Here is a 15,005-nt window from a genome sequence, read left to right as displayed (position 1 = left end):
GGCGTGATGCTGTTCAAGGCGCTCCAGGTGGTGGCCTTCCTGTTCTTCCTCGCGCTTCTCGCGGTCTCCCCGGATTCCAAGGACGGCAAGATCGACTCCAAGGCCGAGTTCATGATCACGCTGGACTGGCCGGACAATCATCCTGATGATCTCGACCTCTTCGTGCAGGATCCCGCCGGCAACATCGCCTGGTACCGGCACCGCGAGGCCGGTTTCCTCACCCTCGACCGCGACGACCGCGGCGGGGCCAACGACTTCATCGTGGTCAACGGCAAGAAGATCGCATCCCCGATCCGCGAGGAGATCGTCACCGTGCGCGGCATCGTCGCCGGCGAATACACGGTCAACGTCTCGCATTTCCAGGCCACCACCGGCGAGCCCGTCTCGGCAAACATCAAGGTGCAGAAGCTCAATCCGATCGCGCAGGTGATCTTCGACAACAAGCTGACGCTCAACCATACCGGCGACGAGAAGACTGCAGTTCGATTTCGGCTCGATGCAGAGGGCAAGGTTGTCAACGTCGACCAGCGGCCGAAATCGCTGCTGGAGACGTTCCGCAGCAGTTGGCGCAACGGCGCGGATATCGATCCGAAGACCGGCGTGAGGATGCGCCGTGAGTAGCCTGCAACTGGTCATAGTCACGATTTCGGTCGCTTACGCCGTGATCGGCGCGCTGCTCCTGGTCGTCCTGGTCTATGGCCGCCTGCACTGGTCGCTGAAGGCCATGGCGGTCATTGTGACCAGCGTCTTCTATCTCGTCAGCTTCGGCGCGATGCGCGGGCTGCTCGGCTGGGCCAGCAACGACCGGCTGCCCGTGTCATTCAAGCTGTTGGCGGCGCGCATCGTCGAGCCGCATTCGCTGGAGGGTGACCCCGGCTCGATCTATCTGTGGGTCGAGGAGCTGGACGATGACCACCGGCCGAGCGGCATCCCGAGGGCGTTCCGCGTTCCCTATAATGACGCGCTGGCGGAAAAGACCCATGCTGCGGAGAACGAGATCGCGGCGGGACACCCGCAGGGCGGGCGCGCCGCAGATTTTGGCGGCGGTGACGGCACCATCATCGACATGGTCCGGGAATATGTGACGCCCAAGGCCGTGATCGAGACGGCCGGCGGCGATTCATCGACCGGTGAGTTCAATGCCCCACCGGCCGGCGCGCAAGGCGCCGTGTTCACTCCGCTGCCGCCGCCCAGAATGCCCCCCAAGGACGAGCAATAGATCCTGCCACCACCTGAGCGGCGCCGGCTGGTCAACAGCCGTGCGCTGTCGCATCTTGTTGACGTCGCTCAAATTGGCTTTATCGGCGTACGAATAGGATTTTAGGGTGGAGGACGCGTGCGACTGGCCGTCTTTTCGGATATCCATGGCAACCGGCAGGCCTTTGACGCGTGCCTGAAGGCGGCGCGCGAGCGCGGCGCCGAGCGCTTCATCCTGCTCGGCGATTTCGTCGGCTATGGCGCCGATCCGGAATGGGTGGTCGATACCGCAATGGAACTGGTGGCTCACGGCGCCGTCGCTGTACGCGGCAATCACGACCAGGCGGTCCAATCGTCGGCCGAGACCATGAACGCCGAGGCACAGATCGCGATCGAATGGACCCGCGGCCGGCTCGATGCAGCGCAGCGGCGCTTTCTCGCGGAGCTGCCGATGTCCATCGAGGATGACGGCCGCCTCTACGTGCATTCGGAAGCTTCGCACCCGACGCGCTGGACTTATGTCCGCTCGACGACGGACGCCGCAAAAAGCCTGATCGCGACGCCGTGCCACGTCACATTCTGCGGCCACATCCATCGTCCGGCGCTTTATTCGATGTCAGTGACCGCGAAGATGACGAGCTTCGTACCCAAGACCGACGTTCCCGTGCAGCTCCTGCGCGGCCGGCAATGGCTCGCTGTGATGGGCTCGGTCGGCCAGCCGCGCGACGGCGATCCCTCCGCCTGCTTTACGCTGTTCGAGACCGAGAGCTGTCAGATCATCTATTGCCGTGTACCCTATGACATCGAGGCGGCGGCGAGCCGGATCCGGGAGAACGGCCTGCCGCATTGGCTGGCCGACCGGCTGTCGCAGGGGCGCTGAGCGATGCCGAAATCCCTGGTCCAGGTCGGAGCTGAGATCGACGGCTTCATCGTCGGTGAATGCGTCCATGCCGGCGGCATGGCGACGCTGTGGACGGTCACTCATCCCGGCATCGACGCGCCGCTTCTGATGAAGGTCCCGCGGGTGTCCGAGGGCGAGGACCCCGCCGCCATCGTCTCCTTCGAGATGGAGCAGATGATCTTGCCGCGGCTCGCCGGCCCGCACGTGCCGCACTGCTTCGGCACCGGCGATTTCGCGCGCCAGGCCTATGTCGTGATCGAGCAGCTTCCCGGCACCACGCTCTATCCGCGGCTGCCAGACCTGCCGCTTCCTTACGAGGAGGCGCGCGTGCTGGTCGCGAAGATCGCGACAGCCCTTGCCGATCTGCACCGGCAGAACGTGATCCACCACGATATCAAGCCGAGCAGCATCATGTTCCGGGCAAGCGGCGAGGCGGTGCTGATCGACTTTGGGTTGTCGCACCACGACCATCTGCCGGATTTGTTGCAGGAGGAGTTCCGGCTGCCCTACGGCACTGCGCCCTATATGGCGCCGGAGCGGCTGTTGGGCGTGCGCGACGATCCACGCAGCGACCTGTTTTCGCTGGGCGTACTGCTCTATTTCTTCACCACGGGCGAGCGTCCGTTCGGCGAGGGCGAGACACTGCGCGCGATGCGACGCCGGCTGTGGCGCGATCCGCATCCGCCGTGCAAATTGCGTCCCGACTATCCCCCCTGGCTTCAGGAGATCGTGCTTCGGTGCCTGGAGATCGAGCCGGTCCGGCGCTATCCGACCGCCTCGCAGCTTGCCTTCGATCTCACCCATCCCGACAAGGTCAGGCTCACCGCGCGCTCGGAGCGGCTCAAGCGCGATCCGCTCTCGATCGCGTGGCGGCGGCGCTTCAATCACGAGGCGACGCAGCCGCGGCCGAAATCGGATGTTGCCGCGCAGATCGCTTCGAGCCCGATCCTTGCGGTCGCGCTCGACACCGCCGAGGGTGCGGCTGAATTGAACGAGGCGCTACGCGTCACCACCGAGCGGATCCTGGCTACGCTGCCTTCGGCGCGGCTCGCCTGCGTCAACGTACTGAAACTGAACCGTCTCGTGATCGACCGGACGCTCGACGAAGACGGATCCAACAAGCATATCGACCGGATGGTGGCGCTCAGGCATTGGGCGACGCCGCTCAAGCTCGACGAGAGCCGGCTCACGGTTCATGTGCTGGAGGCGATTGATCCGGCCGCCGCGATCCTGGAATTTGCCGAGATGAACCAGGTCGACCACGTCATCATCGGCGCACGGCAGAGCTCGTTCAGGCGCACGCTGCTGGGCAGCGTTTCATCGAAGGTTGCGTCGGAAGCAACCTGCACCGTCACCGTGGTGCGGCCGCCAAGGATGGCTGCGGATTCGGAGGAGGTGAGGGCAGACGAAGCCGCAGGCTAGCGTGCGGATCAGGCTGCGTGGACGCCGTGACCGTCGCGCTTGCGGCGGACGGGCAACCAGAAATCGGGCTCGGCGTCCCTCCGGTCAGGACCGACGCCGAAGAACTGGATGATCTCGCGGCAGGGCTCACAATTAAACAGATTGCCGGAGGTGGCTGCCTTCGACATCTCATTCAGGCAGTTGGGGCAAAGCGGTTTCATCAGGCTATTCCAAAAGGATTTCAGTGCGGACGCGGTGACTGGAACTTGTCCAGGTCCACAATCTCGGGCCCGGTGTCGTCGCTGGTCTCGCACGCGATACGCTCAAAACGATCGAAGAAATAATCGAGGTCCGGATGCGGGCGCCGCGGGATGCGGCACCTGCGCTTCGGCTGACGTTTCACGATCGCGACCTGCACGGGCGTTCAGCCCCGGTGGCGATCAAGATGGATGATGCGGGCGGAACGAGATGCGACCTTCACCGGTCGTGCGACATAGATGCAGCGCGCCGCAAGCGCTGCATTCAAGCCAAGCCACAACGCCACGCCAGTCCAGACCAGGGTCGTCGTCATGATGTGCTCCCGTCAAAAAGGGGGAGCGCTCTTGTGCATCGATTTGTGCGAACCGGGAAAGCTGGGATGATTACGGGGTGCGACACAATCTTTAAGTTTGTCGCGCTGCAACACCCGTAGAAACCCGCAATATATTTCGTGCGCGCCGGCTCAGATCGCTTCGCCGCGCGCGTTGGCGGCTGCGTTGCGGATCGCATCGATGTTGGTCTTGTAGGCCTCTTGCGTGCCGCCGCGGAACACCGCGGTGCCGGCGACGAAGGCGTTCGCGCCGGCTGCTGCAAGCGCGCCGGCGACATCGGGCCCGACGCCGCCATCGACCTCGATGTCGATCGGCCTGCCTGCGGTCATCGCGCGGATGTCGCGGATCTTGCCGAGCGCAGAGGGAATGAAGGTCTGTCCGCCGAAGCCGGGATTGACCGACATCACCAGCACGAGATCGATCAGGTCGACGACGTATTCGATCGCGCTGATCGGCGTGCCCGGATTGAGCGAGACGCCGGCCTTCTTGCCGAGCGCGCGGATCGCCTGGAGCGAGCGGTGCAGGTGGGGACCTGCCTCCGCATGCACGGTGATGTGGTCGCAGCCGGCCTTGGCGAACGCCTCCAGATAGGGATCGCAAGGCGAGATCATCAGATGCGCGTCGAAGATCTTCTTGGTGTGCGGACGCATCGCCTTGATGACGTCGGGGCCGTAGGAGATGTTCGGAACAAAATGCCCGTCCATGACGTCGAGATGCATCCAGTCGGCGCCCGCGGCGTCGACGGCGCGCACCTCTTCGCCGAGCCTGGAAAAATCCGACGCCAGGATCGACGGCGCGATCACCAGGGGGCGGAGTGCGAGGGCTTGGGTCATTGGCACAGTTTCCCGAAAAAGCCGTTGGCCGTGTGACGATGGGCCTCGCCTAACATGGGCGGTGCGGGGGAGCAATGCAGGGGCAGGCGCTTCCTGTGGGCGGAAAATTCTGCCGCAACCGGCACGAATTGCCGGTGTTCCCCGACGGCGCAAGGCGCGGGAAAGTCGGATTTGATTGAGGTTTTTGCGCTGGCACGACGCTTGCTGACCGGATTGGAGCATTGGCCGCGGCTTGCCGCATCGTCTGGAGTTGTCGAATGTTGTTCGCCCTTGGTGCCATATCGGGTGCGCTCGACGCGTTGCAGTCGCTGACGTCCTCCAAGACGTCCTCGACGCAGCAGACAGGTTTCACGCAAGGGGCGACAACCCGTTCTCGATCGACAGCGGCAGCAGCACGACAAGCGGCGCGAGCTCGTCGGTCAACTCCGGCAACTGTCCGCAGATATCGCCTGAGACGATGAGCGCGCTGATTGCGGCGCAAAGCCAGTCGTCGGCAAGCACGAGCAGCTCTTCCAGCGCGACCTCGTCGAGCTCCTCAACGAGCTCATCGTCGACGTCGATGAGCCCGCAGGATGCCCTGAAGGATCTGTTCTCGCAGATCGATGCCGATGGCGACGGCAAGATCACCAAATCGGAATTCGAAAACGCGCTGGGCGCGGGCGGCACCAATGTGGCGCAGGCCGACGGCGTCTTCTCCAAGCTCGACACCAATGGCGACGGCAGCGTCAGCCTCGACGAGATGTCGAAGGCGCTGCAGGGTGGGCATCACGGTCACCATCACGCGGAAAGCGCCGCCAGCTCCAGCGGTTCCGGGGACGCCAGCGGCAGCGGCTCGGACGGCAGCTCCGATCCGTTGACCGGGGCGACCTCGACGTCCGTGACCAACAGCGACGGCTCGACCACGACCACCGTCACCTATGCCGACGGCTCGAAGGTTTCGATGACGACGCCGGCTGCGTCGAGCTCATCGAGCTCGGGCTCCAACTCCAGCGGCTCGAACTCGGCGACATCGTCCTACAACTGGATCGAGCGGATGATCCAGCGCGAGGCGCAGCAATTGTCGGCCACTGCGGCCTCATCGCTGTCGGTGAGCGTGTAAGCGGGGCGCGCTGCTCTCGCCCAATCTCCGGTGTCATGCCCCGGCTTGACCGGGGCATCCAGTACGCCGCGGCATCTCCGTATTCGTCACCGTCTCTGGAATACTGGACCGCCCGGTCCCGTCTCCGCCAAGGCTTCGACGAGGCTTGCGAACTCGGCTCGCCGGAGCTTCAGCGAAGGCGGCAAGCCGGGCGGTGACCGGGTGGAGGGAGCGGCGGTCCAACTAAGAGCCGAACCGATCCTTCCACGATGCAAGCGCGCCGGCGAACGGCAACGCCGTGGCGCCGTACACGCCGCGCGCAATCGCGCGCGCCACGACATTGGCTGCGACCATGCCGACCTCGGTGAGGTCGACGATCGGATCGATCGCCTTCTCGCAGGTCGCAGCGGCAAACAGCACGTCGCCGTCGGTCGGCGCATGCACGGGATAGATCGCGCGGGCAAAGCCGGTCTGCCCGATCATGGCGAGGCGCTTGGCTTGCGCCTTGGTCAGCGTCGCGTCGGTGACGACGAGGCCGATCGTCGTGTTCTCGCGCGAACTCGCGGCCGGCCCGCCCTTGATCCGCATCTTGAGCATGTCATCCGTGAAGATGTCCGGCAGTCCGCGTCCGCCGAACTCGCCGCCCACCTCGAACGGCGCGGCCCAGAACCAGGGGCCGTCGCCCACGGTGACGCTGCCGACCGCGTTGACGGCGGCGATCGCCGCGACCTTGATGCCGTTGCTGGTCACGGCGGAAGCCGAGCCGAGCCCGCCCTTGAAATTCGCCGTCGTGGCGCCGAGGCCAGCGCCGACGCTGCCGAGCGCGAAGTCCACGCCGGCTGATGCTGCCGCGGCATAGCCGAGGTCGCGATAGGGCGGGAAGCGGCCCCAGGCCTTGTCGCCGCCATTGAGGAGATCGAACAGGATCGCGCCCGGCACGATCGGGATCAGCGCCTCGCGGACCCGGAATCCACGCCCTTGCTCGGCGAGCCAGGCCTGCACGCCGCCGCCGGTTTCGAGCCCGAAGGCGGAGCCGCCCGACAGCGCGATCGCATCGACGCGCTCGACCGTGTTGGCAAGATCGAGCAGCGCGTCCTCGCGCGTCCCGGGCCCGCCGCCGCGCACGTCGATCGCCGCCACGGCCGGCTGGTCGAAGACGATCGCCGTCGCACCCGAGGCGAGCTTTTCGTCGTGGGCGTGCCCGACGCGGACACCGGCGATGTCGGTGAGGAGGTTTTTCACGGCGGCACTCCCGGCGCTGCAAGCGGTCGTGCTTCAGCGATAGCGCAGGAGCAAGCCGCGCTCAACTGGCGAGCGCGGTGCGGAGCATCCTGGCGAGCTCGGACTTGCGGTAGGGTTTTGCGAGCAGCAGCACGCCGGAGTCGAGCCGGCCGTGATGGACGATGGCGTTCTCGGTATAGCCTGACGTGAACAGCGTCTTCAGCGCCGGGCGGCGCCTGGCCGCTTCGTCGGCGAGCTGGCGGCCGTTCATGGCGCCGGGCATGATCACGTCGGTGAAGAGCAGGTCGATGTCGGCATTGCCGTCGATCAGCGTCAAAGCTTCCGCCGCATTCGCCGCTTCCAGCGCGTTGTAGCCGAGGCTCCTGATCTGGGTCACGACATATTGGCGTACCAGCGCGTCGTCCTCGACGATCAGGATCTTTTCGTCGCCGCCCTCGATCGGGACGTTGCGCATCGCCTCGAGCGCGGTCTCCTGCACGCCGGTCGAACGCGGCAGATAGATCTTCACGCTCGTGCCGTGACCTTCCTCGCTGTAGATCTTGACGTGCCCGCCGGTCTGCTTGACGAAGCCGAACACCATGCTCAGCCCAAGTCCGGTACCCTTGCCGACCTCTTTCGTTGTGAAGAAGGGGTCGAACACCCGCTCGATCAGCTCGGCCGGAATGCCGGTCCCGGTATCGCTCACCGCGATCATCACGTAATTGCCGGCGATGATGTCGGGGTTCATGCTCGCATAGCCTTCGTCGAGGAAGACGTTGCGGGTCTCCAGGACCAGCGTGCCGCCGTCGGGCATGGCGTCGCGCGCGTTCAGAGCGAGGTTCAGGATCGCGGTGGTGAGCTGGCTCGGATCGACCAGCGCCGGCCAGGCGTCCTCGGTCAGTTGCGGCGTGATGGTGATCTGCTCGCCGAGCGTCGGATGCAGCAGCTTGGCGGCTTCCACGACCAGCGCGTTGGGGTCGACCTCGCGCGGCTGCAGCGGCTGCTTGCGGGCAAAGGCGAGGAGGTGCCTGGTCAATTGCGCGCCGCGTTCGGCCGCATCGTCGATCAGCCTGGTGATCGCTGCAAGATCGGGCCGGTCGGCGACGGCCTCGGACAGGATCCCGATCGTGCCCGTGATGACTGTGAGCACGTTGTTGAAATCATGCGCGACGCCGCCGGTGAGCTGGCCGACGGCGTCCATCTTCTGCGCCTGCCTGAACTGCGCTTCAGCCGCCTGCTTTTCGGTGAGGTCGCGTCCGATGAAGAAATGGCGCTTCACCGGCTCCGACCAGGTGCCCATCCAGTTCAGCGTGACGTCGTGCCCGTCCCTGTGGGGGTAGCGCGCCTCGAAGCTGCGCTTGGTCAGGCCGCGTCGCGCGGCGCGCATTTCCTCGCGCGTCCTCTCGAGATCATCGGGATGGATGAACTCCGTCGCGTTGTGTCCGATCATGTCCTCCGGCCTGAAGCCGAGGATATCCCTCACGCTCGGGCTGACCTGGACGAAATTGCCGTAGCCGTCGGTGACCAGGATCAGGTCCTGTGACGTCTCGAAGATGCGCTGACGCTCCTCGACCTCGCGATTGAGCGCGGCCTGCGTTCGCTTCCGCTCGGTGATGTCGCGGGCGATCTTGGAGGCGCCGATGATCTTGCCGTCTGACGACCACAGCGGGAACAGGCTGAGCACGACGTCGAGCGGCTGCCCGCTCTTGTTCACGCGCACGGTTTCGTGCTGCTCGATGACCTCGCCATTGCGGGTGCGGGCGAGGATCTCCTCCGTCTCCTCCCGACGACCTTCCGGCATGATGATGTCGATCGGCTGGCCGACGGCTTCCGCCGCGGAGAAGCCGAACAAGCGCTCGGCGGCGCGATTCCACGCGGTGATGGTGCCATCGAGCGCCTTGGTGATGATGGCATCGTTGGAGGATTCCACGACTGCGCTGAACAGCCGTTCGCGCTCGCCGAAGCGATCGCGCTCCGATGCCGATTGCCGTCGCAGCATGCCGAGCAGATCTATGGTCTGCGCCTGGAGGCGGACATTCTCTATCAACAGCACCGCGAGCACGAAGCTCGCGGCCAAAAGACCGTAGACGCGCCCGGCGTAAAAACCGAGATCGAAACGCGCGCCATTGAGGATTCCCGACAGGGCGATATCGAACAGCCAGGCGCACATGACGACCATGAGCCAGACGTCGATCACCGAATGCGGCCGCCGAAACCACAGCGTGACCAGGGCGGCGGCGCTCAGGGACCATACGAACGAGATCACACCGATCTGCGTGGGCGTAAAGTGGCCGTTGCGCAAGAGGTCCGGCAGCAGGTCGTGCTTGGCCGTGACGATCCAAACGAAGGCGATGACCGCCACGGCCGATCCCAATATGCTGCAGAGGATCGCGCGGCGCACCGTCCCCCTTATTTTGACGCCGCCGCCAGCGTCCTTCAGCCCTGCATAGGCGAGCACGAACAGCGGAAAGCCGCCGTGCCAGATCATGTAGAGCCAGGCGGTGGTCTGTGGACCCGCGCCCAGCAGTCCTGTCGGCGCAAATAGCTCGGGGAAGGTCAGGGCGTGGGCAATCGCTGCGGCCGCGGTGAAGAGGTAGCCGGTCGAGAGCATCAACAGCGCGCGGGTCCGCAAGACCGCAAATTGCGACAGCAGGAGCACGGCAGTGACGATGTCGCTGACGGCGAGCGCGGACTGGTAACTCGCGACGAAGGCCGGAATGCGCGCAAGCGGCACGCGGGCGAAGGGAACGGCAAGTGCGAACAGAATCGACGAGACGCCGACGATCGCCAATGCTGCAGTGCGATCGCTCCGAGCGGCCGGCAAGGTCGAAAGGAAGGCGCTTCGGTCGTTCGGTGCCAGCACGTTCACCTCTTGCGGACCGCCATTGACGCCTCCAGTAAGACACTCCCTGGGAAGCATCTTAGCCCGCTACCTCTCTGTGCGGTAGCAGGGTCTGGGCACGCGCTCTGATGGGAAGATACGCGACTCAACCGAGGGTTAGAGCTTACTTAATTTTTCTGAGAACGAGGAGCCGAGGCCGGGTAAGCCGGCCTTTACCGATCGGGGAAATAATACCTCTTCCGCTGTGGCGGGATCCCGTTCCGGAAGGCAGATTCCTGGAGCGATACCAATTTCATGATGCCGGGAGTTGTTCCCATGCCCCGTATCCTCGTGATCGACGACCAGAAGGAGGTCCGGGCGATGGTGTCCATCGTGCTCCGGGTCAATCGTTTCGAGGTCGTGGAGGCGGAGAGCGGTGCGGCCGGCCTGAAGGCATTTGGCGAATCGGCGTTCGATGCGGCGATCGTGGACATTTTCCTGGCCGACACCAGCGGCCTCGAGGTCATGACGGCGATCCGCGAGAGCTCGCCAAATTTTCCGATCGTCGCCGTCTCCGGCATGACCGCCCTCGACTTCATGGAGGAGGCGCCTGGCCTCGCCAACGTCGTCTGCCTGCAGAAGCCGTTCCGGCCCAACGATCTCCTCCAGGCGCTCAAGACGGCGCAATCGGGCAAGCTCAAGGCGGCGGTCTGACCGGCAGATGCGAAAACGCCCCGGCGAGCCGGGGCGTTTGTGATGATGGCCTCAAGGCCGAGGCATTGCGAACTCTCGTCAGGAACCCTTGGCGCCGAGTTCGGCGTAGTTGCCCTTGGCGTCCCACTTGTAGACGACATAGTCGATCTGCTTGATGTCGCCCTTGGCGTCATACTCGATCGGGCCGAGCACGGTGTCCCACTTGCCGGCCTTGATGGTCTCCATCACCTTCTTCGGATCGGTCGTGCCGGCCTTCTTGACCGCCTGCGTCCAGACCTGCAGCGCGGCGTAGGTGTAGAGCGTATAGCCTTCCGGATCGATGCCCTTGGCCTTGAAGGCTTCGACGATCTTCTTCGCGGACGGCTTGTTGCGCGGGTCGGGGCCGAAGGTGAACAGCGTGCCTTCGCCCGCCGGGCCGGTGATGGAGGCGTACTCCTTGTCGGCCAGCGCGTCGCCCGACATCAGCACCGTCTTCAGGCCCTGGTCGCGCATCTGGCGCAGGATGAGGCCGGCTTCCTGATGGTAGCCGCCGACATAGACGAGGTCGACGTTCTCCTTCTTCAGACGCGAGACGATCGCGTTGAAGTCCTTGTCACCCTTGTTGTAGGACTCGTAGAGCTTCTCGGTGATGCCAGCCTTGTTGAGCGCCTTCTTGGTCTCGTCGGCAAGACCCTTGCCGTAGGTGGTCTTGTCGTTGAGGATCGCGATGTTCTTGCCCTTGTAGTTCTTGGCAATGAACTGCGCGGCGATCAGGCCTTGCTGGTCGTCGCGGCCGCAGACACGCGCCACGTTCCACAGCTTGCGCTCGGTAAAGAGCGGGTTGGTCGAAGCCGGAGTGATCTGCAGGACGTTGCCGTCCGCATAGGCTTCAGAGGCCGGGATCGAGGACGACGAGCAGAAATGCCCGGCGACGAACGGGATCTTGGCGCCGGCGATCTTTTCCGCGACCGAGCGGGCCTGCTTCGGATCGCAGGCGTCGTCTTCGGCGTTGAGCGCGAGCTTCTTGCCGTTGACGCCGCCGGCGGCGTTGATGTCCGCCACCGCCAGGTCGGCGCCGTTTTTCATCTGCCGGCCGAATGCGGACTCGGTGCCAGTCATCGGGCCCGCAACTGCGATGGTGATATCCTGCGCGAACGCTGCCGTCGACAGCGCTACGGACGCGCCAAATGCCAGACCGATGAGCTTCAGTGATTTCATGAGATACCTCGCGGGTGGTCGTCTGTTGGGAGTTGCCGGGTTGGCCCGGTTCAAACCGGCGCCATTCTTGAATGAATTTACGGAGAAGTCACCGGCAAAATACGGGCATTAGCAAAGATATCTAGGCCATTCTCGCGCAGGGCGGGGCCGGTCAGGCGTGCCGGCCACCTTCCAGATAGGCGGCGCGGATTTCGGGGCGCTGCAGCAATTCGGCGCCGCTGCCCGCCAGCGTGATCAAGCCGTTGACCATGACGTAGCCGCGATGGGCGAGCTTCAGGGCATGGTTGGCGTTCTGCTCGACGATCAGCACGGTCAGGTCGTCCTGCCGGTTCAGGGTGCGGATCGCGTCGAAAATCTGCCGCGCGATGAGCGGGGCGAGCCCCAGCGAGGGTTCATCGAGCATGAGCAGGCGAGGGCGGCTCATCAAGGCGCGGCCGATCGCCAGCATCTGCTGCTCGCCGCCGGACAGGGTTCCGCCGCGCTGGGCGAAACGTTCCTTCAGGCGGGGAAACAGGGCGAACACGCGCTCGAGCGTGCTCTCCCGTTCCGCTGGCGTGCTGTCGGTGACGTCGGCCCCCATCTGGAGGTTCTCGGCGACGCTCATCCGCGGGAAGATGCGGCGGCCTTCCGGCGATTGCGCGATGCGCAAATGGGCGATCTCGTGGGTCGGGACGGCGGTGATGTCCTTGCCCTCGTAGAGGATCTGCCCGGCGCGGGCGCGCGGCTTGCCGAAGATCGTCATCATCAGCGTCGACTTGCCGGCGCCGTTGGCGCCGATCAGCGCGACGATCTCGCCGGAATTGATCTCGACGTCGACGCCCTTCAGCGCCTCGATCTTGCCGTAGGCCGCACGCAGGCCCCGGATCGCGAGCAGGGGGGATGCCGCCGTCACGACCCGCTCTCCATGACCGCCATCGCCTCTTCCTCGTCGGCGCCGAGGTAGGCGGCGATCACCTTGGGATCGTCGCGCACCTCGCGCGGCGTGCCTTGCGCGATCTTCACGCCGTGGTCCATCACCACGATGTGGTCGGAGATCTCCATCACGACCGACATGTCGTGCTCGATCAGGAGGATCGAGGTTCCCAGGTCGTTGCGGATCGAAAGCAGGAGCTCGCTCAAGGCGGCGCTCTCGCGCGCGTTGAGGCCGGCAGCCGGCTCGTCGAGGCACAATAGTGCAGGCTCCGTGCACATCGCGCGCGCGATCTCGAGGCGGCGCTGGTCGCCATAGGCGAGGTTGCCGGCCGCATCGTCGGCGCGATCCAACAGGCTAACCCGCTTCAGCCAATCGGTGGCGAGACCGATCGCATGCGCTTCCGCATTGCGGTAGTTCGGCGCGCCGACCAGGCCGAGAAAGGTGAGACCGGAGGCGCGCATCAACATGTTGTGCTGCGCCACCATCAGGTTTTCCAGCACGGTCATCCCGGGAAACAGGCGGATGTTCTGGAAGGTGCGTGCGACCTTGGCCTGTTTGGCGATGCGGAAGTCGTTGAGCCGCTCGAGCGCGATTTCCTTGCCGTCATCGTGGGTGAGGCGGATGGCGCCGCCGGTCGGCTTGTAGAAGCCGGTAATGCAGTTGAACACCGTGGTCTTGCCGGCGCCGTTCGGTCCGATCAGCGCCGTGATCTTGCGCCGGTCCGCCGAGAACGACAGATCCTGCACGGCGACGATGCCGCCAAAGCGCATGGTGAGCTGATCGACGTTGAGGATACGCTCGCCGCTCATCCGTGGCCTTCCTTGACGAGGTCGGAGGAGATGGCCTGCGCTTTCTTCAGATACACGGTCGGCGCGCGATGGCCGATCAGGCCGCGCGGCCGCCAGATCATGATCAGCACCATCGCCCAGCCGAACACCAGCATGCGGTAGATCTCAAGCCCGCGGAACAGCTCGAAGCCGCCGATCATGGCGAGAGCGGCGAGCGCCACGCCAAGCTGCGAACCCATGCCGCCGAGCACCACGATGGCAAGCACAAGTGCGGATTCCTGGAAGGTGAAGGATTCCGGGCTGATGAAACCCTGGCGCGTGGCGAAGAAGGCGCCGGCGAAGCCGCCGAACAGCGCACCCGTCGCGAACGCCGTCAGTTTCGTGGTCGTGGTGTTGATGCCGAGCGCGCGGCAGGCGACCTCGTCCTCGCGCAACGCTTCCCAGGCGCGGCCGATCGGCAGGCGCCGCAGGCGGATCGTCACCCAGTTAGTGAGCAGCGCCAGCGCCAGGATCAGGTAGAACAGGAAGACGATGCGGTGCGTCGGCGAGTACTCGATGCCGAGCTTTGCGGCGAGCCCGTCGTCGCTGTTGTCGAGCGGGATGCCGAACAGGGTGGGGCGCGGAATACCGGTGACGCCGTTCGGGCCGCCGGTCAGGCTTTGCCAGTTGATGATGACGAGCCGGATGATCTCGCCGAAAGCGAGCGTGACGATCGCGAGATAGTCGCCGCGCAGCCGTAGCACCGGGAAGCCGAGCATAACGCCCCACATGGCTGCGAGGATACCGGCGAGCGGCAGGCAGATCCAGAACGACCAGCCGAAATTGGTGGCGAGCAGCGCGTAGGAATAGGCCCCGACCGCATAGAAAGCGACGTAGCCGAGATCGAGCAGGCCGGCGAGCCCGACCACCACGTTGAGGCCCCATCCCAGCATCACATAGGTGAGCACGAGGATCGCGAGGTCGAGGATGTAGCGCTGGTTATAGAAGATGACCGGCACGAGGAGGGTGAAGATCAGAAGCGCCGGCGCCAGGTAGTGGCCAAGGATCGACATGCCGCGATGCACGGCGGGCGGTACCAGCTTCTCGGCGCCGATAGGGCCGATCCATTGCCGCGCCAATTCGATGAGGATCGATCCTCCGAACACGATGCCGACGATGGAGGCGAGTTCGCCGAACCGCGCCCAGTAGGTCAGTTGCCCATCGGGACCGGCCTCGGTGCGGATGCCGATCATCAGCGAAAACAGCACCAGCGCGACGAGAGCGCTCAGGAAGGCCTTTTTCAGGATGAAGGGGATGCCCGCTGCGGTGCGGGTTGCGGATACCGTTTCTTGCGAAAGAGCTGTCACACTGG

General features: G+C 64.9%; 15 protein-coding genes and 1 pseudogene. 6 read left to right on the top strand and 10 right to left on the bottom strand.

Annotated elements, in window-relative coordinates:
• The 4 genes from Q2941_RS13775 to Q2941_RS13760 all read left to right on the top strand — a co-directional run.
• Positions 1-621: hypothetical protein (locus Q2941_RS13775; RefSeq protein WP_458192795.1), on the top strand; the 621-nt coding region annotated here is incomplete at its 5' end.
• A complete protein-coding gene (locus tag Q2941_RS13770) occupies positions 614-1,219 on the top strand; it encodes a hypothetical protein (protein ID WP_027525344.1) in 606 nt (201 codons plus the stop codon). The genes Q2941_RS13775 and Q2941_RS13770, both read left to right, overlap by 8 nt.
• Positions 1,220-1,336: 117 nt before the next feature.
• A complete protein-coding gene (locus tag Q2941_RS13765) occupies positions 1,337-2,077 on the top strand; it encodes a metallophosphoesterase family protein (RefSeq protein WP_027525343.1) in 741 nt (246 codons plus the stop codon).
• Between the two features lie 3 nt (positions 2,078-2,080).
• Positions 2,081-3,520 carry a bifunctional serine/threonine-protein kinase/universal stress protein gene (locus tag Q2941_RS13760; protein ID WP_027525342.1) on the top strand — a complete coding sequence of 480 codons (1,440 nt, stop codon included), beginning with the start codon at positions 2,081-2,083 and terminating at the stop codon, positions 3,518-3,520.
• Between the two features lie 8 nt (positions 3,521-3,528).
• Here the strand turns inward: Q2941_RS13760 and Q2941_RS13755 are convergent, their stop codons facing one another.
• The 4 genes from Q2941_RS13755 to rpe all read right to left on the bottom strand — a co-directional run bounded on the left by Q2941_RS13755 (position 3,529) and on the right by rpe (position 4,922).
• On the bottom strand, positions 3,529-3,720 hold the full coding sequence (locus Q2941_RS13755; protein ID WP_458192794.1) for a hypothetical protein: 192 nt from the start codon (positions 3,718-3,720) through the stop codon (positions 3,529-3,531).
• 20 nt (positions 3,721-3,740) lie between these two features.
• The gene (locus tag Q2941_RS13750; RefSeq protein ID WP_198031834.1) at positions 3,741-3,917 is read right to left on the bottom strand and encodes a hypothetical protein; all 177 of its coding nucleotides are present in this window, start codon (positions 3,915-3,917) and stop codon (positions 3,741-3,743) included.
• A 6-nt stretch (positions 3,918-3,923) separates the two neighbouring features.
• Positions 3,924-4,070, bottom strand: coding sequence for a hypothetical protein (locus Q2941_RS13745; protein WP_198031833.1), 147 nt, complete (start codon positions 4,068-4,070; stop codon positions 3,924-3,926).
• 150 nt (positions 4,071-4,220) lie between these two features.
• Entirely contained in the window at positions 4,221-4,922 is a 702-nt protein-coding gene (rpe, locus tag Q2941_RS13740) for a ribulose-phosphate 3-epimerase (RefSeq protein WP_027525340.1), read from the bottom strand.
• Between the two features lie 257 nt (positions 4,923-5,179).
• On the opposite strand from rpe, the pseudogene Q2941_RS13735 reads away from it, so the two are divergent.
• Positions 5,180-6,021, top strand: a pseudogene (locus tag Q2941_RS13735) (EF-hand domain-containing protein).
• 222 nt (positions 6,022-6,243) lie between these two features.
• Here Q2941_RS13735 and Q2941_RS13730 read toward each other — a convergent pair.
• The gene (locus Q2941_RS13730) at positions 6,244-7,242 is read right to left on the bottom strand and encodes a P1 family peptidase (protein WP_254111717.1); all 999 of its coding nucleotides are present in this window, start codon (positions 7,240-7,242) and stop codon (positions 6,244-6,246) included.
• 61 nt (positions 7,243-7,303) lie between these two features.
• The gene (locus Q2941_RS13725) at positions 7,304-10,141 is read right to left on the bottom strand and encodes a PAS domain S-box protein (RefSeq protein ID WP_458192793.1); all 2,838 of its coding nucleotides are present in this window, start codon (positions 10,139-10,141) and stop codon (positions 7,304-7,306) included.
• Positions 10,142-10,378: 237 nt separating this feature from the next.
• Here Q2941_RS13725 and Q2941_RS13720 point away from each other — a divergent pair, with 237 nt between their 5' ends.
• Positions 10,379-10,756, top strand: coding sequence for a response regulator (locus Q2941_RS13720; protein ID WP_027525336.1), 378 nt, complete (start codon positions 10,379-10,381; stop codon positions 10,754-10,756).
• A gap of 78 nt (positions 10,757-10,834) precedes the next feature.
• Here Q2941_RS13720 and Q2941_RS13715 read toward each other — a convergent pair whose 3' ends face one another.
• The 4 genes from Q2941_RS13715 to livM all read right to left on the bottom strand — a co-directional run bounded on the left by Q2941_RS13715 (position 10,835) and on the right by livM (position 15,000).
• Positions 10,835-11,953 (bottom strand): branched-chain amino acid ABC transporter substrate-binding protein, encoded by a 1,119-nt coding sequence (locus Q2941_RS13715; protein ID WP_027525335.1) that lies wholly within the window; start codon positions 11,951-11,953, stop codon positions 10,835-10,837.
• A gap of 151 nt (positions 11,954-12,104) precedes the next feature.
• Positions 12,105-12,845 (bottom strand): ABC transporter ATP-binding protein, encoded by a 741-nt coding sequence (locus Q2941_RS13710; RefSeq protein WP_458192792.1) that lies wholly within the window; start codon positions 12,843-12,845, stop codon positions 12,105-12,107.
• Positions 12,842-13,675, bottom strand: a complete 834-nt coding sequence (locus Q2941_RS13705; protein WP_458192791.1) for an ABC transporter ATP-binding protein — start codon at positions 13,673-13,675, stop codon at positions 12,842-12,844. The genes Q2941_RS13710 and Q2941_RS13705 overlap by 4 nt, the downstream gene beginning before the upstream one ends.
• Positions 13,672-15,000 (bottom strand): high-affinity branched-chain amino acid ABC transporter permease LivM, encoded by a 1,329-nt coding sequence (livM, locus tag Q2941_RS13700; RefSeq protein WP_458192790.1) that lies wholly within the window; start codon positions 14,998-15,000, stop codon positions 13,672-13,674. The genes Q2941_RS13705 and livM overlap by 4 nt, the downstream gene beginning before the upstream one ends.
• Positions 15,001-15,005 lie beyond the last annotated feature (5 nt).

The organism is Bradyrhizobium sp. UFLA05-153 (assembly GCF_054185185.1).
The sequence above is the reverse complement of the archived record's forward strand: the minus strand, read 5'-3'. Positions and strand labels throughout refer to the sequence as shown.

What these genes read in the sequence shown, in the direction of transcription:
- Q2941_RS13760 (WP_027525342.1), top strand. Translation starts at nt 2,081, where the DNA reads ATGCCGAAATCCCTGGTCCAGGTCGGAGCTGAGATCGACGGCTTCATC.
- Q2941_RS13715 (WP_027525335.1), bottom strand. Translation starts at nt 11,953, where the DNA reads ATGAAATCACTGAAGCTCATCGGTCTGGCATTTGGCGCGTCCGTAGCG.
- Q2941_RS13745 (WP_198031833.1), bottom strand. Translation starts at nt 4,070, where the DNA reads ATGACGACGACCCTGGTCTGGACTGGCGTGGCGTTGTGGCTTGGCTTG.
- Q2941_RS13725 (WP_458192793.1), bottom strand. Translation starts at nt 10,141, where the DNA reads ATGCTTCCCAGGGAGTGTCTTACTGGAGGCGTCAATGGCGGTCCGCAA.
- Q2941_RS13755 (WP_458192794.1), bottom strand. Translation starts at nt 3,720, where the DNA reads ATGAAACCGCTTTGCCCCAACTGCCTGAATGAGATGTCGAAGGCAGCC.
- Q2941_RS13705 (WP_458192791.1), bottom strand. Translation starts at nt 13,675, where the DNA reads ATGAGCGGCGAGCGTATCCTCAACGTCGATCAGCTCACCATGCGCTTT.
- Q2941_RS13720 (WP_027525336.1), top strand. Translation starts at nt 10,379, where the DNA reads ATGCCCCGTATCCTCGTGATCGACGACCAGAAGGAGGTCCGGGCGATG.
- rpe (WP_027525340.1), bottom strand. Translation starts at nt 4,922, where the DNA reads ATGACCCAAGCCCTCGCACTCCGCCCCCTGGTGATCGCGCCGTCGATC.